This is a genomic window from Bacillus sp. ABA4_010 (assembly GCF_056159105.1).
In genome coordinates this window covers 68615-88734 of sequence record NZ_JBSWUN010000001.1, presented here as the reverse complement: position 1 = coordinate 88734, position 20120 = coordinate 68615, and the positions used below count along the sequence as shown (strand labels likewise).

Annotated in this window: 20 protein-coding genes and 1 other annotated feature; all 20 genes read left to right on the top strand. The window is 41.2% G+C overall.

From position 1 onward, the window contains the following. Positions 1–153 precede the first annotated feature (153 nt). The 20 genes from rplK to rpsC all read left to right on the top strand — a co-directional run bounded on the left by rplK (position 154) and on the right by rpsC (position 20120). The gene (gene rplK / locus ACXAEO_RS00620) at positions 154–579 is read left to right on the top strand and encodes a 50S ribosomal protein L11 (RefSeq protein ID WP_028397322.1); all 426 of its coding nucleotides are present in this window, start codon (positions 154–156) and stop codon (positions 577–579) included. Between the two features lie 108 nt (positions 580–687). Continuing rightward, the gene (rplA, locus tag ACXAEO_RS00615; RefSeq protein WP_474876819.1) at positions 688–1386 is read left to right on the top strand and encodes a 50S ribosomal protein L1; all 699 of its coding nucleotides are present in this window, start codon (positions 688–690) and stop codon (positions 1384–1386) included. A 63-nt stretch (positions 1387–1449) separates the two neighbouring features. Continuing rightward, positions 1450–1587: a sequence feature (ribosomal protein L10 leader region), on the top strand. A 49-nt stretch (positions 1588–1636) separates the two neighbouring features. Further along, the gene (rplJ, locus tag ACXAEO_RS00610; protein WP_474876817.1) at positions 1637–2137 is read left to right on the top strand and encodes a 50S ribosomal protein L10; all 501 of its coding nucleotides are present in this window, start codon (positions 1637–1639) and stop codon (positions 2135–2137) included. A gap of 57 nt (positions 2138–2194) precedes the next feature. Then, a complete protein-coding gene (gene rplL / locus ACXAEO_RS00605) occupies positions 2195–2560 on the top strand; it encodes a 50S ribosomal protein L7/L12 (RefSeq protein WP_078415001.1) in 366 nt (121 codons plus the stop codon). 120 nt (positions 2561–2680) lie between these two features. After that, positions 2681–3292 (top strand): class I SAM-dependent methyltransferase, encoded by a 612-nt coding sequence (locus ACXAEO_RS00600; RefSeq protein ID WP_474876877.1) that lies wholly within the window; start codon positions 2681–2683, stop codon positions 3290–3292. 245 nt (positions 3293–3537) lie between these two features. After that, positions 3538–7104 carry a DNA-directed RNA polymerase subunit beta gene (rpoB, locus tag ACXAEO_RS00595; protein WP_474876814.1) on the top strand — a complete coding sequence of 1189 codons (3567 nt, stop codon included), beginning with the start codon at positions 3538–3540 and terminating at the stop codon, positions 7102–7104. A 61-nt stretch (positions 7105–7165) separates the two neighbouring features. Continuing rightward, positions 7166–10759, top strand: coding sequence for a DNA-directed RNA polymerase subunit beta' (gene rpoC, locus ACXAEO_RS00590; RefSeq protein WP_474876812.1), 3594 nt, complete (start codon positions 7166–7168; stop codon positions 10757–10759). Positions 10760–10896: 137 nt separating this feature from the next. Continuing rightward, positions 10897–11145, top strand: a complete 249-nt coding sequence (locus ACXAEO_RS00585; RefSeq protein WP_474876809.1) for a 50S ribosomal protein L7ae-like protein — start codon at positions 10897–10899, stop codon at positions 11143–11145. A gap of 100 nt (positions 11146–11245) precedes the next feature. Beyond that, a complete protein-coding gene (gene rpsL / locus ACXAEO_RS00580; protein WP_474876807.1) occupies positions 11246–11668 on the top strand; it encodes a 30S ribosomal protein S12 in 423 nt (140 codons plus the stop codon). A 42-nt stretch (positions 11669–11710) separates the two neighbouring features. Next, positions 11711–12181 (top strand): 30S ribosomal protein S7, encoded by a 471-nt coding sequence (gene rpsG / locus ACXAEO_RS00575; RefSeq protein WP_474876805.1) that lies wholly within the window; start codon positions 11711–11713, stop codon positions 12179–12181. A gap of 95 nt (positions 12182–12276) precedes the next feature. Next, positions 12277–14355, top strand: coding sequence for an elongation factor G (gene fusA / locus ACXAEO_RS00570; RefSeq protein ID WP_474876803.1), 2079 nt, complete (start codon positions 12277–12279; stop codon positions 14353–14355). 124 nt (positions 14356–14479) lie between these two features. Then, positions 14480–15670, top strand: coding sequence for an elongation factor Tu (gene tuf / locus ACXAEO_RS00565; RefSeq protein WP_474876800.1), 1191 nt, complete (start codon positions 14480–14482; stop codon positions 15668–15670). Between the two features lie 322 nt (positions 15671–15992). Further along, positions 15993–16301 (top strand): 30S ribosomal protein S10, encoded by a 309-nt coding sequence (gene rpsJ, locus ACXAEO_RS00560; protein WP_028397310.1) that lies wholly within the window; start codon positions 15993–15995, stop codon positions 16299–16301. Positions 16302–16340: 39 nt separating this feature from the next. Beyond that, entirely contained in the window at positions 16341–16964 is a 624-nt protein-coding gene (gene rplC / locus ACXAEO_RS00555; protein ID WP_474876797.1) for a 50S ribosomal protein L3, read from the top strand. A 30-nt stretch (positions 16965–16994) separates the two neighbouring features. Then, complete coding sequence (rplD, locus tag ACXAEO_RS00550) at positions 16995–17618, top strand: 50S ribosomal protein L4 (RefSeq protein ID WP_474876795.1); 624 nt, start codon at positions 16995–16997, stop codon at positions 17616–17618. After that, complete coding sequence (gene rplW, locus ACXAEO_RS00545; RefSeq protein ID WP_474876793.1) at positions 17618–17905, top strand: 50S ribosomal protein L23; 288 nt, start codon at positions 17618–17620, stop codon at positions 17903–17905. Before rplD ends, rplW begins: the two co-directional genes overlap by 1 nt. 27 nt (positions 17906–17932) lie before the next feature. Further along, on the top strand, positions 17933–18763 hold the full coding sequence (gene rplB / locus ACXAEO_RS00540; RefSeq protein WP_474876790.1) for a 50S ribosomal protein L2: 831 nt from the start codon (positions 17933–17935) through the stop codon (positions 18761–18763). 57 nt (positions 18764–18820) lie between these two features. Continuing rightward, a complete protein-coding gene (gene rpsS, locus ACXAEO_RS00535; protein WP_474876787.1) occupies positions 18821–19099 on the top strand; it encodes a 30S ribosomal protein S19 in 279 nt (92 codons plus the stop codon). 19 nt (positions 19100–19118) lie between these two features. Then, positions 19119–19460 (top strand): 50S ribosomal protein L22, encoded by a 342-nt coding sequence (gene rplV / locus ACXAEO_RS00530; RefSeq protein ID WP_474876785.1) that lies wholly within the window; start codon positions 19119–19121, stop codon positions 19458–19460. A gap of 3 nt (positions 19461–19463) precedes the next feature. Next, entirely contained in the window at positions 19464–20120 is a 657-nt protein-coding gene (rpsC, locus tag ACXAEO_RS00525; RefSeq protein WP_474876783.1) for a 30S ribosomal protein S3, read from the top strand.

Here is a 20120-nt window from a genome sequence, read left to right as displayed (position 1 = left end):
TTGCATTTATCACAGATTGATGATAATATTTCATAAGTCAGTATGTCTCAAACAAGAGACTTATAATGCAATTTCCTTATTTGATATAAAGGAACATTTGAGTGGGAGGGTATTACCCTATTACCACATCACGGACTTAAGGAGGTGTGTCTCGTGGCTAAAAAAGTAATTAAAATGGTGAAGTTGCAAATCCCTGCTGGTAAAGCTAATCCAGCGCCGCCGGTTGGTCCTGCATTAGGTCAAGCAGGTGTAAACATCATGGGATTCTGTAAAGAATTTAATGCTCGCACAGCTGATCAAGCTGGTCTAATTATCCCTGTTGAAATTACGGTATTTGAAGACCGTTCATTTACATTTATTACGAAAACTCCTCCTGCTGCTGTATTGCTTAAGAAAGCAGCTGGCATCGAGTCTGGTTCTGGTGAACCAAATCGTAATAAAGTTGCAACAGTCAAGCGTGATAAAGTACGTGAGATTGCTGAAACAAAAATGCCTGACCTTAATGCTGCTAGCGTAGAAGCTGCTATGCGCATGGTTGAAGGTACAGCGCGCAGCATGGGTATTGTTATCGAAGACTAATCCCATGTTTAAACAGGTTGTTGAAGGTTGCGGGGAGGAAACGTCCAATTCGCAACCTTTATTCGTGGGAGGTTATTCCGCTAAAACCACATAAGGAGGAAATTAACAATGGCTAAAAGAGGTAAAAAGTACGTAGAAGCTGCTAAATTAGTAGACCGTACACAAGCTTATGCAGTAGCAGAGGCGATCGAATTAGTAAAGAAAACAAACACTGCGAAATTTGACGCAACAGTAGAAGTTGCTTTCCGTTTAGGCGTAGACCCTAAGAAAGCGGATCAGCAAATTCGTGGTGCGGTTGTATTACCGCACGGTACTGGTAAAGTACAACGCGTTTTAGTATTCGCAAAAGGTGAAAAAGCGAAAGAAGCAGAAGCTGCTGGTGCTGATTATGTTGGCGATGCAGACTACATCAACAAAATCCAACAAGGTTGGTTCGAGTTCGATGTAATCGTAGCTACACCTGACATGATGGGTGAAGTTGGTAAATTAGGTCGCGTATTAGGTCCTAAAGGCTTAATGCCAAACCCTAAAACTGGTACAGTAACATTTGATGTAACAAAAGCTGTTAACGAAATCAAAGCTGGTAAAGTTGAATACCGCGTTGATAAAGCTGGAAACATCCACGTACCAATCGGTAAAATTTCTTTCGAAAACGAAAAGTTAGTTGAAAACTTCGCGACAATTCACGAAACAATGATGAAAGTAAAACCATCAGCTGCTAAAGGTACTTACATGAAGAACGTAGCAGTAACTTCTACAATGGGCCCTGGAATCAAAGTTGATCCAGCGACATTCGTAGCGAAGTAATTTTACACAGAAAATACCATTTGACTTCGAGCGAGTCATTTATTATAATAGATTTTGTTGTTAAAAAAGAAATCATTTGTACCGTAGACAGTAGGTGCCTGGTTGGCTTAATTTCCTGCCGAGGTGTATTATAAAAGCATTTGTGTGTTTTGTATGCTTATAATACCTCCATGTCTGCCATGGAGGTATTTGTTTGCATTACACCTTGTTGATACGAGTGTACGGAACGAAATCTACAGGAGGTGTAACAATGAGCAAAGTAGTTGAAGCTAAAAAACAAGTAGTATCTGAAATCGCTTCTAAATTACGTGAAAGCAAATCAACAATTGTTGTTGACTACCGTGGTTTAACAGTTGCGCAAGTAACTGAACTTCGTAAAACTTTACGTGAAGCTGGCGTTGAGTTCAAAGTATACAAAAACACTTTAACTCGTCGTGCTGCTGAAGAGGCTGAATTAGCTGGTTTAAACGAATACTTAACAGGTCCAAATGCAATTGCCTTCAGTGCTGAAGATGTAATCGCTCCTGCGAAAGTATTAAACGACTTCGCTAAAAAGAATGAAGCTCTAGAAATCAAAGCTGGTGTTATCGAAGGAAACATCGCGACTGTTGAAGAAGTTAAAGCTCTTGCTGAACTTCCATCTCGCGAAGGCTTACTTTCTATGTTGCTTAGCGTTCTTCAAGCTCCAATCCGCAACCTTGCACTTGCTGCAAAAGCTGTTGCTGATCAAAAGGAAGAGCAAGGCGCTTAATTTAAACCCAAATCTTGTTTCAATAATATGAAAAGCAAAAATAAGGAGGATATTAAAATGACTAAAGAACAAATCATTGAAGCGGTTAAAAATATGACTGTTTTAGAACTTAACGACTTAGTAAAAGCTATCGAAGAAGAGTTTGGTGTAACTGCGGCTGCTCCTGTAGCTGTTATGGGTGGCGCTGCTGGTGGCGACGCTGCTGCTGAGCAAACTGAATTTGAAGTAGTACTTGCTAGCGCTGGTGCTCAAAAAATCAAAGTTATCAAAGTTGTACGTGAAATCACTGGTCTTGGCTTGAAAGAAGCTAAAGAATTAGTTGACAACACTCCAAAAGCTCTTAAAGAAGGCGTTTCTAAAGAAGAAGCTGAAGAAATGAAAGCTAAACTTGAAGAAGTTGGCGCTTCTGTAGAAGTTAAGTAATTTCCATTTAGTCTATTGAAAGCTCGCTTATCATAAGCGAGCTTTTTTGATTTTGTCGACAGAGAGCTTTATACTGAATAGTGGATGAGCTTTAAATACAATAGAAGGAGGTTGGTTGTGTTGGCGGAACATTATTACTCCAATCAACCATCTGTGGCAAGCGACCGTCAAGTTTGGGATTTCACGCTTCGTGGCAATAAATTGATTTTTACCACAGATCAAGGGGTCTTTTCGAAAAAGGAAGTCGACTTTGGGTCCCGGGTATTAATAGAAGCTTTTGCTTTCTCTGAGGTAGAAGGTCCAATTTTAGATGTTGGGTGCGGTTATGGTCCGATTGGTCTGTCGTTAGCGAAAGAGCGACCATCAACCGTTGTACATATGGTGGATGTGAACGAAAGAGCGATGGAATTAGCTCGACTCAATGCACAAAAGAATAACATTTTGAATGTGCATGTTTTCAATAGCCATTGTTATGATGGAGTAAAACCGTACGAGCAATATGCGGCTATTTTAACAAATCCTCCTATTCGGGCGGGGAAAACGGTTGTTCATGCTATTTTGGAAGGGGCTGTCCAACGGCTTTTGCCTGGTGGAGAGCTTTGGGTAGTTATCCAAAAGAAGCAGGGGGCGCCATCTGCCTTAGAGAAGTTGGAATCTTTATTTGGAGAAGTTGAGGTAGTGGAAAAGAAAAAAGGTTATTATATAATACGTGCAAAAAAGGTTGACGAGTAAAAGTCGTTGTGGTAGTATTATAAAATGCCAATATGTCATTATTCTGTATAAGCTTTTATTATACATAAAATGTATAAATTTGGTTTGTATGGAAATGCTAATAAAATCAATAGTTCGTTTTTTAGAAAGTTGTGGTTTCCTATTTAAAAGAAGCCATTTTTCTTTTGTTTAATAATAAACATTTTCTTGTTTATTATCAATGTTTAATTTATTAACAATAACGCTTTATTTGAGGGGTGAATGAGTTGACAGGTCAACTAGTTCAGTATGGACGCCACCGCCAACGAAGAAGTTATGCTCGTATCAGCGAGGTATTAGAATTACCAAACCTTATTGAAATTCAAACCTCTTCATATCAATGGTTTCTTGATGAGGGTCTTAGAGAAATGTTTCAGGATATTTCTCCGATTGAAGACTTTACTGGCAATTTATCACTTGAATTCATTGATTACAGCCTAGGCGAACCAAAATATTCTGTAGAAGAATCAAAAGAGCGAGATGTAACGTATGCAGCGCCTCTTCGTGTGAAAGTGCGCTTAATTAATAAAGAGACTGGGGAAGTAAAAGACCAAGATGTATTTATGGGTGACTTCCCGCTCATGACGGAAACAGGTACGTTTGTCATCAATGGTGCTGAACGTGTTATCGTTTCCCAGTTAGTTCGCTCACCAAGTGTGTATTACAGTGGTAAAATTGATAAAAACGGTAAAAGAGGCTATACAGCTACCGTTATTCCAAACCGAGGTGCATGGTTGGAATACGAAACAGATGCTAAGGACGTTGTATATGTACGTATTGATCGTACCCGTAAACTTCCAGTGACTGTACTGCTTCGTGCTCTTGGCTTCGGGTCTGATCAAGAAATCATCGATTTAATCGGTGACAATGAGTATTTACGTAATACTCTTGAAAAAGACAATACAGAAAATGCAGAAAAAGCGTTATTAGAAATCTATGAGCGTTTACGTCCTGGTGAACCACCAACTGTAGAAAACGCAAAAACGCTTTTAGTATCCCGTTTCTTTGATCCAAAACGCTATGATTTAGCGAATGTGGGACGCTATAAAATTAATAAAAAACTTCATATTAAACATCGACTATTCAATCAACGTTTAGCTGAAACACTCGTTGATCCAGAAACAGGCGAAATCATTGCAGAAAAAGGTACAATGATTGACCGTCGTACACTGGACCGCATTTTGCCGATGATTGAAAATGGAGTAAACTTCAAAAATTACAATCCTGTAAGTGGTGTGTTAGAAGATAGCATTACCCTTCAGTCTATTAAAATTCATGCTCCAAACGATCCGGATGGAGAAAAAGTAATCAATGTTCTTGGGAATGCGTATGTAGTTGAAGAAGTGAAAAATATCACACCAGCTGACATTTTAGCTTCCATCAGCTATTTCTTTAACTTATTGCATCATGTAGGAGACACAGATGATATTGATCATCTAGGTAACCGCCGTCTGCGTTCAGTTGGAGAATTATTGCAAAACCAATTCCGAATTGGTTTATCCCGTATGGAGCGTGTTGTACGTGAAAGAATGTCTATTCAAGACACAAACACGATTACACCGCAGCAGTTGATTAACATCCGACCAGTTATTGCAGCGATTAAAGAGTTCTTCGGAAGCTCTCAGTTATCACAGTTCATGGATCAAACAAATCCATTAGCAGAATTAACGCATAAACGTCGTTTATCTGCATTAGGTCCTGGTGGTTTGACACGTGAACGTGCTGGCTTCGAAGTTCGTGACGTTCACTACTCTCACTATGGACGTATGTGTCCAATTGAGACTCCAGAGGGTCCGAACATCGGGTTAATTAACTCCCTTTCTTCATTTGCAAAAGTGAATAAGTTTGGGTTTATTGAAACACCGTACCGTCGTGTAGATCCGGAAACAGGTAAAATTACGGCGCGTATTGATTATTTAACAGCTGATGAAGAAGACAACTATGTAGTAGCACAGGCGAATGCTCGTCTAGATGAAGATGGCTCATTCTTGGATGAAAACATCGTTGCACGTTTCCGTGGTGAAAATACGGTAGTTAAACGTGACCGTGTTGACTACATGGACGTATCACCAAAACAAGTTGTATCTGCTGCAACAGCATGTATTCCGTTCTTAGAAAATGACGATTCAAACCGTGCATTGATGGGTGCGAACATGCAACGTCAAGCAGTTCCGTTGTTAAAACCGGAAGCTCCAATCGTTGGTACAGGAATGGAGTATGTATCAGCAAAAGATTCAGGAGCAGCTGTTATTTGTAAACACCCTGGTATTGTTGAGCGTGTAGAAGCGAAGCAAGTTTGGGTGAGACGTTATGAAGAAGTAGATGGCCAAAGAGTCAAAGGTAATCTTGATAAATATAATTTATTAAAATTCATTCGTTCAAACCAAGGAACTTGCTACAATCAACGTCCAATCGTATCAGTTGGCGATGAAGTAGTAAAAGGAGAAATCCTAGCAGACGGACCGTCCATGGAGCTTGGAGAATTGGCTTTAGGACGCAATGTTCTTGTTGGATTCATGACTTGGGACGGATACAACTATGAAGATGCGATCATCATGAGCGAGCGCTTGGTAAAAGATGATGTTTATACATCTGTTCATATTGAAGAGTATGAGTCTGAATCTCGTGATACGAAATTAGGACCTGAAGAGATCACACGTGATATTCCAAACGTTGGGGAAGATGCCCTTCGTAACTTGGATGAGCGTGGAATTATCCGCGTTGGTGCTGAAGTAAAAGACGGAGATTTGCTGGTTGGGAAAGTAACACCAAAAGGTGTAACGGAATTAACAGCTGAAGAACGTTTATTACACGCTATTTTCGGTGAAAAAGCACGAGAAGTTCGCGATACTTCTCTTCGTGTACCACACGGCGGCGGTGGAATTATTCTTGATGTTAAGGTCTTCAACCGTGAAGACGGCGATGAATTGCCACCAGGTGTAAACCAACTAGTTCGTGTATATATTGTTCAAAAACGTAAAATTTCTGAAGGCGATAAGATGGCCGGACGACATGGTAACAAAGGGGTTATCTCCCGCATCTTGCCTGAGGAAGACATGCCTTACTTACCAGACGGTACACCAATCGATATCATGTTGAACCCATTAGGGGTACCATCTCGTATGAATATCGGTCAGGTACTAGAGCTTCATTTAGGAATGGCTGCTCGTAAATTAGGCATTCATGTTGCATCTTCTGTATTTGATGGTGCGCGTGAAGAAGATGTATGGGCAACAATCGAAGAAGCTGGCATGTCTCGTGATGCTAAAACAGTTCTTTATGATGGACGAACAGGTGAACCGTTTGATAACCGTGTATCAGTTGGTGTCATGTACATGATTAAATTGGCGCACATGGTTGATGACAAACTTCATGCTCGTTCAACTGGTCCTTACTCATTAGTAACGCAACAGCCGCTTGGAGGTAAAGCTCAATTCGGTGGTCAGCGTTTCGGTGAGATGGAGGTTTGGGCACTTGAAGCATACGGTGCTGCTTATACATTACAAGAAATCTTAACCGTTAAATCCGATGACGTTGTTGGACGTGTGAAAACATATGAAGCCATCGTTAAAGGAGAAAACGTTCCTGAGCCAGGCATCCCTGAATCATTCAAAGTATTGATTAAAGAGCTTCAAAGTTTAGGAATGGACGTTAAGATGTTGTCCGGTGATGAGAAAGAAATCGAAATTTCAGACATTGATGATGAGCATGAGCAATCAAATGATAACATCATGATGGAGTCTGAAAGGGAGCTTGTGGAAGAAGAACAAAAAGCCCCTGTTGTGAAAGAGTAATTTACGCTAAGCGTTTTACTATATAAGGGAAAACCTGGAGACTAAAAGGGAGGTAGGCCCCTTGCTAGATGTAAATAACTTTGAGTATATGAAAATTGGTCTTGCTTCACCTGATAAAATCCGTTCTTGGTCTTATGGCGAGGTCAAAAAACCAGAAACGATTAACTATCGTACGTTAAAGCCAGAAAAAGACGGGTTATTCTGTGAGCGCATTTTCGGCCCAACAAAAGATTGGGAATGTCATTGTGGTAAATATAAACGTGTACGTTATAAAGGTGTTGTATGTGATCGATGCGGAGTAGAAGTTACTCGTGCAAAAGTACGTCGTGAGCGTATGGGTCATATTGAATTAGCTGCACCTGTCTCTCATATTTGGTATTTTAAAGGTATCCCTAGCCGTATGGGACTTGTCTTAGACATGTCCCCTCGTGCGCTAGAGGAAATCATTTACTTTGCTTCTTATGTAGTGACAGAAACAGGTGATACACCGCTTGAGAAAAAGCAATTACTTTCTGAAAAAGAATACCGCGCTTACCGCGACAAATACGGTCAAACGTTCCAAGCTTCTATGGGAGCTGAGGCAGTTAAGAAGCTTCTTCAAGATATCGATCTTGAAAAAGAGGTTGATTCATTAAAAGAAGAATTAAAAACTGCTCAAGGACAGCGCCGTACGCGTGCTATTAAGCGATTAGAAGTGCTTGAAGCATTCCGTAACTCTGGAAATGAGCCTTCTTGGATGATTTTAGACGTATTACCTGTCATTCCACCTGAACTGCGTCCAATGGTTCAGCTTGACGGAGGTCGCTTTGCAACTTCTGACTTGAATGATTTGTACCGTCGTGTAATCAACCGTAACAATCGCTTGAAGCGTCTTCTTGATCTTGGAGCACCAAGCATCATCGTTCAAAACGAAAAGCGTATGCTTCAAGAAGCTGTCGATGCTTTAATCGATAACGGCCGTCGTGGTCGTCCGGTTACTGGTCCTGGTAACCGTCCATTAAAATCACTTTCTCACATGTTAAAAGGTAAACAAGGTCGTTTCCGTCAAAACCTTTTAGGAAAACGTGTTGACTACTCTGGACGTTCGGTTATCGTTGTAGGTCCGAACTTAAAGATGTATCAATGTGGGTTGCCAAAAGAGATGGCTTTAGAGCTGTTTAAACCTTTTGTTATGAAAGAGTTAGTGGAGCGTGGTTTGGCGCACAACATTAAGAGTGCCAAGCGTAAAATTGAGCGCGTTCAACCAGAAGTATGGGATGTTTTAGAATCTGTTATTAAAGAGCACCCGGTGTTGCTGAATCGTGCACCGACTCTTCACAGACTAGGTATCCAAGCGTTTGAACCGACTCTTGTAGAAGGGCGTGCAATTCGTTTGCACCCGTTAGTATGTACAGCATACAATGCCGACTTTGACGGTGACCAAATGGCCGTCCACGTACCGCTTTCTTCAGAAGCTCAAGCAGAGGCTCGTTTGTTAATGCTTGCGGCTCAAAACATCCTAAACCCGAAAGACGGGAAGCCGGTTGTTACTCCTTCACAGGATATGGTATTAGGTAACTACTACTTAACATTAGAGCGTGAAGGTGCAGTTGGAGAAGGTATGGTGTTCAAGGACACAAATGAAGCATTGCTAGCGTACCAAAACGGTTATGTTCATCTGCATACACGTGTCGCTGTATACGCAGGTTCTCTTCATAATGAAACATTTACAGAAGAGCAAAACCAACAGTTGTTAGTAACGACAGTCGGTAAATTAGTCTTTAACGAGATTTTACCGAAGTCATTCCCATATATTAATGAACCGACAAAGCAGAACCTTGAAGTGAAAACACCTGAGAAGTACTTTGTTGATAAGGGTGCCGATGTGAAAGAGTTCATTAAGAACCAACCAATTATCGACCCGTTCAAAAAGAAAATTCTTGGGAACATCATTGCAGAAGTATTCAAACGTTTCAAAATCACAGAAACGTCTAAAATGCTTGACCGCATGAAAGATTTAGGGTTCAAATATTCCACTAAAGCTGGTATTACCGTTGGTGTAGCGGATATCGTAGTATTAGGGGAAAAAGAACAAATCTTGAAAGACGCTCAAATTAAAGTAGATAACGTATTGAAGCAATTCAGACGTGGTTTAATTACAGAAGATGAGCGTTATGATCGTGTTATTGCTATCTGGAGTGCAGCAAAAGATGTAATCCAAGGCAAATTGATGGCGTCTCTAGACCGCCGCAACCCAATCTTCATGATGAGTGATTCAGGTGCCCGTGGTAACGCGTCCAACTTCACTCAGCTTGCAGGTATGCGCGGACTCATGGCCAACCCGGCTGGGCGAATCATCGAATTACCGATCAAATCAAGTTTCCGTGAAGGTTTAACAGTATTAGAGTACTTTATTTCTACGCATGGTGCGCGTAAAGGTCTTGCCGATACGGCTCTTAAAACAGCTGACTCTGGTTACCTTACACGCCGTCTAGTAGACGTAGCCCAAGATGTTATCATTCGTGAAGATGATTGCGGAACAGACCGCGGCCTTCTTGTAGCGTCATTAAAAGACGGTACAGAAGTAATCGAACATCTGGAAGAGCGTTTAGTCGGACGTTATGCGAGAAAATCAATTCGAAACCCAGAAACGAATGAAATCATCGTTGGTGAAAACGAATTGATTACAGAAGATACATCTAAAACTATCGTCGATGCTGGAGTGGAAGAGGTATGGATTCGTTCTGCCTTTACATGTAACACGCGTCACGGTGTATGCAAAAAATGTTATGGCCGTAACTTGGCAACTGGTGCAGAGGTTGAAGTGGGTGAAGCAGTTGGTATCATTGCTGCTCAATCCATCGGTGAACCAGGTACACAGTTAACAATGCGTACATTCCATACAGGTGGGGTTGCCGGAGACGATATCACTCAAGGTTTACCTCGTATCCAAGAGTTGTTTGAGGCGCGTAATCCGAAAGGTCAAGCTGTCATCTCTGAAATTGCAGGTACAGTAACGGCTATTAACGAAGGGCGCGACCGTCAGCACGAAATCGTTGTTCAAGGTGACATTGAGTCCCGTACGTACACAGCTCCTTATAGCGCAAGACTTAAAGTGGCAGAAGGCCAACAAGTTGTAGGCGGTCAAGAGCTGACAGAAGGTTCAATTGATCCAAAAGAATTACTAAAAGTAAAAGACATTACGTCTGTACAAGAGTACTTGTTGCGTGAAGTACAAAAAGTATACCGTATGCAAGGGGTAGAAATTGGTGATAAGCACGTTGAAGTTATGGTACGCCAAATGCTTCGTAAAGTGCGCGTAATGGATGCAGGAGATACAGATGTATTGCCTGGTTCTCTATTAGATGTTCACCAGTTTACTGATGCGAACGAAAAAGTTTTACTAGAAGGAAAACGTCCTGCTACAGGTCGCCCTGTTCTTCTTGGTATTACAAAAGCATCACTTGAAACAGATTCCTTCTTATCTGCAGCATCCTTCCAAGAAACGACTCGTGTTCTTACAGATGCAGCAATTAAAGGAAAACGTGATGAGTTGCTAGGCTTGAAAGAAAATGTTATTATCGGTAAGTTGGTTCCAGCAGGAACAGGTATGACTCGATACCGTTCAGCAGATCCGGTTGCACATCAAACTGAAGAGCCTGTCATGATTGACTAAAGCAAACTAGTTTTTATATCCACATTCTCTTGAATGGATGGGACAAAAAAATCATTTTTTGATGTTGACATCCATTCGGGAGAATGTTACTATAACAAAGGTGCTCCTATAAACCACCTGTTACTTTGGAGGATATTATGTCTTATGAAAAAGTAGCAAAAGCAAAAGAAGTGATTGTAGGAACGAAGCAAACAGTCAAAGCTCTTAGAAATCAAAGAGTACAAGAGGTATTTGTGGCAAAAGATGCTGATCCACACCTTGTTGAAAAGGTGATTCAGACAGCTATTGAGTTTCAAACCCCAGTTTCTTATGTAGATTCTATGAAAAAGCTTGGAAGAGCTTGTAATATAGAAGTTGGAGCTTCTGCTGTTGCAATAATTAGTTAACATGTTTTTGAACTGTATTAGTTTCAAAAACTTTGTTTTTTGTTTAAAAATGAACCACCTGGGTATGTGGTCTTAAAAAAGTCTGAAAGGAGGAACATAAATGCCTACTATTAACCAATTAGTACGTAAGGGACGCGAAAGCAAAGTAGAAAAATCAAAATCTCCTGCGTTAAACAAAGGTTACAACAGCTTCAAAAAAGCGCAAACTAACGTAATGTCTCCACAAAAACGTGGGGTTTGTACGCGTGTGGGTACTATGACACCTAAGAAGCCGAACTCCGCGCTTCGTAAATATGCTCGTGTACGTTTAACTAACGGTATTGAGGTAACAGCTTACATTCCTGGTATCGGTCACAACTTACAAGAACACAGCGTAGTATTAATTCGCGGTGGACGTGTAAAAGACTTACCAGGGGTACGTTACCACATCGTTCGTGGTGCGCTTGACACTGCAGGTGTTAACAACCGTATGCAAGGTCGTTCTAAGTATGGTACTAAGAGACCAAAAGCAGCGAAAAAATAATAAAAGCAAACTATAGTATGCAATACGAAAGGAGGAAATCAAATGCCACGTAAAGGACCTGTTGCAAAGCGTGACGTTTTACCAGATCCGATTTACAATTCTAAACTTGTAAGCCGTCTTATCAACAAAATGATGATTGACGGTAAGAGAGGTAAAGCTCAAGAAATTCTTTATAATGCATTCGATATCGTTAAAGACCGTACTGGTAAAGAGCCAATGGAAGTATTCGAACAAGCTCTTAAAAACATTATGCCTGTATTAGAAGTTAGAGCACGTCGTGTAGGTGGTTCTAACTATCAAGTACCGGTAGAAGTTCGTCCAGAGCGCCGTACGACTCTTGGTCTTCGTTGGTTAGTAAACTATACTCGCCTTCGCGGTGAAAAAACGATGGAAGAGCGTTTAGCGAACGAAATCTTAGACGCAGCTAACAACACTGGTGCTTCCGTTAAGAAACGTGAAGACACTCACAAAATGGCAGAAGCAAACAAAGCGTTTGCTCACTATCGCTGGTAATATAATATATTATTTAGAGCTGTTAGGATATTTATGCTTAACAGCTCTGAAAATAAAACTAACCTAATACTTAGCAAAGGAAGGAGAAAGACCCCATGGCTAGAGAGTTCTCCTTAGAAAACACTCGTAATATCGGGATCATGGCTCATATTGATGCTGGTAAAACAACAACAACTGAGCGTATCCTTTACTACACTGGCCGTATCCACAAAATTGGTGAAACTCATGAAGGAGCTTCACAAATGGACTGGATGGAGCAAGAGCAAGAGCGTGGTATCACTATCACATCTGCTGCAACAACTGCTCAATGGAAAGGCCACCGCGTTAACATCATCGATACACCTGGACACGTAGACTTCACAGTAGAAGTTGAGCGTTCTTTACGTGTACTTGATGGTGCTGTTGCTGTACTTGACGCTCAATCAGGTGTAGAGCCTCAAACTGAAACAGTTTGGCGTCAAGCAACAACTTACGGAGTACCACGTGTCGTGTTCGTTAACAAAATGGACAAGATCGGTGCAGATTTCTTATACTCTGTAAAAACTATCCATGACCGTTTAGGAGCAAACGCTCACCCGGTTCAACTTCCTATCGGTGCTGAAGATCAATTCGAAGGAATCATCGACTTGATCGAAATGAAAGCAACTTTCTACGGAAATGATTTAGGTACAGATATTCAAACTCGCGAAATTCCTGAAGAATATCAAGAATTAGCGGAAGAATACCGTGCGAAATTAGTAGAAGCTGCAGCTGAGCTTGATGAAGAATTAATGATGAAATATCTTGAAGAGGGAGAGCTTACAAACGATGAGTTGAAAGCTGCTATCCGTCAAGGTACAATCAACGTTGAATTTTTCCCTGTTCTTTGTGGTTCAGCATTCAAAAACAAAGGCGTTCAGCTTATGTTAGATGCTGTAATCGACTATTTACCTGCACCAGTTGATGTTCCTGCAATCAAAGGTACTACACCTGATACAGACGAAGAAGTAACTCGCGAATCTAGCGATGAGGCTCCGTTCTCAGCTCTAGCATTTAAAGTTATGACGGATCCTTACGTTGGTAAGTTAACGTTCTTCCGCGTATACTCTGGTGTATTAAACTCTGGTTCATACGTGCAAAACTCTACGAAAGGTAAGCGTGAGCGTGTAGGACGTATTCTACAAATGCATGCTAACTCTCGTGAAGAGATTTCTCAAGTATATGCAGGGGATATCGCTGCAGCTGTAGGTCTAAAAGATACTACAACTGGTGATACTCTATGTGATGAGAAGAGCCTTGTTATCTTAGAGTCAATGGAATTCCCTGAGCCTGTTATTTCTTTATCTGTTGAGCCGAAGTCAAAAGCGGACCAAGATAAGATGACAACAGCTCTACAAAAGTTACAAGAAGAAGATCCAACTTTCCGTGCGGAAACAAACCAAGAGACTGGACAAATCATCATCTCTGGTATGGGTGAGCTTCACCTTGATATCCTCGTTGACCGTATGCGTCGCGAATTCAAAGTAGAAGCTAACGTTGGTGCTCCTCAAGTAGCATACCGTGAAACATTCCGCGCTGCTGCTGAAGTTGAAGGTAAGTTTGCTCGTCAATCTGGTGGTCGCGGTCAATACGGTCACGTATGGATCGAATTCTCACCTAACGAAGAGGGCAAAGGCTTCGAATTCGAGAACGGTATCGTAGGTGGAACAGTACCTCGTGAGTACATCCCTGCAGTTCAAGCTGGTCTTGAAGATGCTATGGGCAACGGTGTATTAGCTGGGTACCCATTAATCGACGTTAAAGCTCGCTTATTCGATGGTTCTTACCATGATGTAGACTCCAGTGAGATGGCGTTTAAAATTGCTGCGTCTATGGCTCTTAAAAATGCTGCGAAGAAATGTAATCCAGTCATTCTTGAGCCAATGATGAAGGTAGAGGTTGTTATTCCAGATGAGTACTTAGGTGACATCATGGGTGACATCACTTCCCGTCGTGGACGTGTAGAGGGTATGGAAGCGCGTGGTAACGCTCAAGTTGTACGTGCATTCGTTCCACTTTCTGAAATGTTCGGTTACGCAACTGCATTACGTTCTAACACACAAGGTCGCGGAACGTACTCTATGCACTTCGATCACTACGAAGAAGTACCTAAAACAATTTCAGAAGAAATTATCAAAAAAAATAAAGGTGAATAATTGATTTTCATTCTTTATTGAAGTATAACTACTTATGTACGCTGTGAAAGTGAACAAAATTTACTTTCACAGCAACACATATATCTATACGATACTTACTTAAAAGGTTAAGGAGGATTTTCAAATGGCTAAAGAAAAATTTGACCGTTCGAAAACACATGCTAATATTGGTACAATTGGTCACGTTGACCATGGTAAAACTACATTAACAGCTGCTATCACAACTGTACTTGCTAAGCGCAGTGGTAAAGGTGCAGCTATGGCTTATGACATGATCGACGCTGCTCCAGAAGAGCGCGAGCGTGGTATCACAATCTCAACTGCACACGTTGAGTACGAAACTGAAAACCGTCACTATGCACACGTTGACTGCCCAGGACATGCTGACTATGTTAAAAACATGATCACTGGTGCTGCTCAAATGGACGGCGGTATCTTAGTAGTATCTGCTGCTGACGGCCCAATGCCACAAACTCGTGAGCACATCCTTTTATCTCGTCAGGTAGGTGTACCTTACCTTGTTGTATTCTTAAACAAATGTGACATGGTAGACGACGAAGAGTTATTAGAATTAGTAGAAATGGAAGTACGTGACTTACTTTCTGAATACGACTTCCCTGGTGACGATGTACCAGTAATCAAAGGTTCTGCTCTTAAAGCTCTTGAAGGAGACGCTGAGTGGGAAGAAAAAATTATCGAGCTTATGGCTGCTGTAGATGACTACATCCCAACTCCAGCTCGTGACACTGAAAAACCATTCATGATGCCTGTTGAGGACGTATTCTCAATCACAGGTCGTGGTACAGTTGCTACTGGTCGTGTTGAGCGTGGTGTAGTTAAAGTTGGTGACGTAATCGAAATCATCGGTTTAACTGAAGAGCCAAAATCAACTACAGTAACAGGTGTTGAAATGTTCCGTAAGCTTCTTGACTATGCAGAAGCTGGAGACAACATTGGTGCACTACTTCGTGGTGTAGCTCGTGAAGATATCCAACGTGGACAAGTACTTGCTAAACCAGGTACAATCACTCCACACACAAAGTTCAAAGCTGAGGTTTACGTTCTTTCTAAAGAAGAGGGTGGACGTCACACTCCATTCTTCACAAACTACCGTCCACAGTTCTACTTCCGTACAACTGATGTAACTGGTATTTGTAACCTTCCTGAAGGCGTAGAAATGGTTATGCCTGGCGACAACATCGAAATGACTGTTGAGCTTATCGCTCCAATCGCGATTGAAGAAGGTACTAAATTCTCAATCCGCGAAGGTGGCCGTACAGTAGGCGCTGGCGTAGTAGCATCTATCCAAGAGTAATCTTGATGGATCAAAGAGCAGGATTCAATCCTGCTCTTTTTTTATGTGATGAATACCTTTATTAGTTAAATGATTCCATTTGTATATTTCCTTGCAAAATGTACAGAAGTTATATATAATATTAAAAGTGTTCAACATTAGAGAAAAAATATTTTTTTAGTGTTGCAAGGTGAGCCCATTTTTAGTATAATAAAAATGTTGGTCTTTGACTGCGATGATATGGAAGGTTGCTGACACACCCGGCCGCTTTGCCATGGCGAGTGTGAGGAAATTTCCATTGAGAATGTCTATCTGAGAAATAGGCGAAAAAGGAGGGAAAATAATGGCAAAAGAAAAAATTCGCATCCGATTAAAAGCGTATGATCACAGAATTCTCGATCAATCTGCTGAGAAAATTGTTGAAACTGCAAAACGCTCAGGTGCTGCGGTATCTGGTCCAATTCCATTACCGACTGAGAAATCAGTTTACACGATCTTACGTGCGGTTCATAAATATAAAGATTCTCGTGAGCAATTCGAAATGCGCACTCATAAACGTTTAATCGATATTGTGAATCCAACTCCACAAACAGTTGATTCATTAATGCGTTTAGACTTACCGTCTGGTGTAGATATCGAAATTAAACTTTAATTTTAAATAAAAAGCAAATTATTCTAGGAGGTGTGACTAATGACCAAAGGAATCTTAGGAAGAAAGATCGGTATGACTCAAGTGTTTGCTGAAAACGGAGAGTTAATCCCAGTAACAGTAATTGAAGCTACTCCAAACGTAGTTCTTCAAAAGAAAACTGTTGACACTGATGGATATGAAGCGATCCAAATTGGTTTTGAAGATCTTCGCGAGAAGTTATCAAACAAACCAGCTAAAGGACATGCTTCTAAAGCAAACGCTACTCCTAAGCGCTTCGTTCGTGAACTTCGTGGTGCTAGTGAGTATGAGGTTGGTCAAGAAGTCAAAGTTGATATTTTCGCGGAAGGCGACATCATTGATGTAACAGGAATTTCAAAAGGTAAAGGTTTCCAAGGTGCAATTAAGCGTCACGGACAATCTCGCGGACCTATGTCTCACGGTTCTCGTTACCACCGTCGTCCTGGTTCAATGGGACCTGTTGCTCCAAACCGTGTATTCAAAGGTAAAAAACTTGCTGGCCGTATGGGCGGAGAGCGCATTACAGTTCAAAACTTAGTTGTTGTTAAAGTTGATACTGAGCGCAACCTTTTATTAGTAAAAGGAAACGTACCTGGTGCAAGAAAAGCATTAGTAACAGTTAAAAGTGCGGTTAAATCAAAATAAGCATTCTTTTAGGAAAGGAGGAAATACCCAATGCCTAAAGTAGCATTGTTTAACCAAAACGGTCAAAACGTTGGTGAAATCACATTAAACGAAGCCGTATTTGGTATTGAACCAAACCAACATGTACTTTTTGAAGCGGTAGTAATGCAACGTGCAGCTATGCGTCAAGGTACATCTAAAGTAAAAAATCGTTCTGAAGTAAGTGGCGGTGGTCGTAAACCATGGCGCCAAAAAGGTACTGGTCGTGCTCGTCAAGGATCTATCCGTTCTCCGCAATGGCGCGGTGGTGGTACAGTATTCGGGCCGGTTCCACGCAGCTACAGCTATAAATTACCTAAGAAGGTTCGCCGTTTAGCAATTAAATCGGCATTATCTTCAAAAGTTCAAGAGAATAACATTTTAGTTCTTGAAGCTTTAGCTTTTGAAGCTCCAAAAACTAAAGAAATGGTGGCGGTTCTTAAGAACTTATCAGTAGACCGCAAAGCTTTAATCGTAACTGGCGATGCAAACGAAGCTGTTGCATTATCAGCTCGCAACATTCCTGGTGTGACTGTTGTATCAGCTACAGGTTTAAGTGTGTTAGATGTTATTAGCCATGACAAACTTGTTATTACGAAAGATGCGGTTGAAAAAGTAGAGGAGGTGCTTGCATAATGAAAGATCCTCGTGATATTATTAAGCGCCCCGTAATTACTGAACGTTCAACTGATTTAATGACTGAGAAGAAATACACTTTTGAAGTGGACGTAAATGCTAACAAAACTCAAGTTAAAGATGCGATCGAAAAAATCTTTGACGTAAAAGTTGAGAAAGTAAACGTTATGAACTACAAAGGTAAATTCAAGCGTGTAGGTCGCTATAGCGGTCTTACAAATCGTCGTCGTAAAGCAGTTGTTACATTAACTCAAGACAGCAAAGAAATCGAATTCTTTGAAGCTTAAGTCTAAAAGAGAAGGAGGGAAATTCACATGGCGATTAAAAAGTATAAACCAACGTCAAATGGTCGTCGTGGCATGACAGTTTCTGATTTCGCTGAAATCACTACTGATAAGCCAGAAAAATCATTGCTTGCGCCTCTACACAGAAAAGGCGGACGTAATAACCAAGGTAAAATGACTGTACGTCACCAAGGTGGCGGACATAAGCGTCAATATCGTATCATCGATTTTAAACGCGACAAAGATGGAATACCAGGACGCGTTGCTACAATCGAGTACGATCCAAACCGTTCTGCTAACATCGCATTAATCAACTATGCGGATGGTGAAAAACGTTACATCCTAGCTCCTAAAAACTTAACAGTTGGTACGGAGATTATGTCAGGTCCAGAAGCTGATATTAAAGTAGGTAACGCTCTTCCTTTAGCTAACATTCCAGTGGGTACTGTTATCCACAACATCGAGTTAAAACCAGGTAAAGGCGGACAATTAATTCGCTCTGCAGGTACATCTGCACAAGTACTTGGTAAAGAAGGAAAATACGTACTTGTACGTTTAAACTCTGGTGAAGTTCGTATGATTCTTGCTACTTGCCGCGCTTCTATTGGTCAAGTAGGTAACGAGCAACACGAATTAATCAACATCGGTAAAGCTGGTCGTTCTCGCTGGTTAGGTATTCGTCCAACAGTTCGTGGTTCTGTAATGAACCCTAACGATCACCCACACGGTGGTGGTGAAGGTCGTTCACCAATCGGACGTAAGTCACCAATGACTCCTTGGGGTAAACCAACTCTTGGATTCAAGACTCGTAAGAAGAAGAACAAATCAGACAAATTTATCGTTCGTCGTCGTAAAAAATAACGGGATTGAGCTACGGTTCAGCCGAACCGTAGAACAATCACGAAGGGAGGTTCAATCATGGGTCGCAGCTTAAAGAAAGGACCTTTTGTTGACGGTCATTTAATGAACAAAATTGAGAAATTGAATGAAACTGACAGCAAGCAAGTAGTTAAAACTTGGTCTCGTCGTTCAACGATTTTCCCTCAATTTATTGGTCATACTATTGCTGTATACGATGGTCGTAAACACGTTCCTGTTTATGTTACTGAAGACATGGTAGGTCACAAGCTAGGTGAATTTGCACCAACTCGTACTTACAAAGGTCACGCAAGTGATGATAAGAAAACAAGACGCTAATATGAGAGGAGGCATTTAAATGCAAGCAAAAGCTGTTGCTAGAACAGTTCGTATTGCTCCTCGTAAAGTTCGTTTAGTGGTGGATTTAATTCGAGGAAAGCAAGTAGGTGAGGCAGTATCAGTTCTTCGCCTGACAAATAAAGCTGCTTCTCCAATCGTGGAGAAAGTGTTGAAATCTGCGATTGCTAACGCAGAACACAACTACGAAATGGACGTTAACAATTTAGTTGTTACTCAAGCGTACGTAAACGAAGGTCCAACTTTAAAACGTTTCCGTCCACGTGCTATGGGTCGTGCGAGCCAAATTAACAAACGCACAAGCCACATTACAATCGTGGTATCTGAAAAGAAGGAGGGGTAATCAGTGGGTCAAAAGGTAAATCCAGTCGGCTTGCGTATCGGGATTATCCGTGATTGGGAATCTAAATGGTACGCTGAAAAAGACTACGCAGATTTATTACATGAAGACTTAAAAGTCCGTGAATATATCACAAAACGCTTAAACGATGCGGCTGTTTCTAAAGTAGAAATTGAGCGTGCTGCAAACCGTTTAAACATCACTGTTCACACAGCTAAGCCTGGTATGGTAATTGGTAAAGGTGGTACAGAAGTTGAAGCACTTCGTAAAGCACTTAACCAATTAACTGGCAAGCGTGTTCACATCAACATCGTTGAAATTAAAAGAGCTGATTTAGATGCTAAATTAGTTGCTGACAACATTGCACGTCAACTTGAAAATCGTGTATCGTTCCGTCGTGCACAAAAACAAGCGATCCAACGCTCAATGCGTGCTGGCGCACAAGGTATCAAAACAATGGTATCTGGCCGTTTAGGTGGCGCTGATATCGCTCGTTCTGAACAATATAGTGAAGGTACTGTTCCTCTTCATACTCTTCGCGCTGATATTGACTACGGTACAGCTGAAGCTGATACAACTTACGGTAAATTAGGCGTTAAAGTATGGATCTATCGTGGAGAAGTTCTTCCTGCTAAGAAGAAAACTGAGGAAGGAGGAAATTAA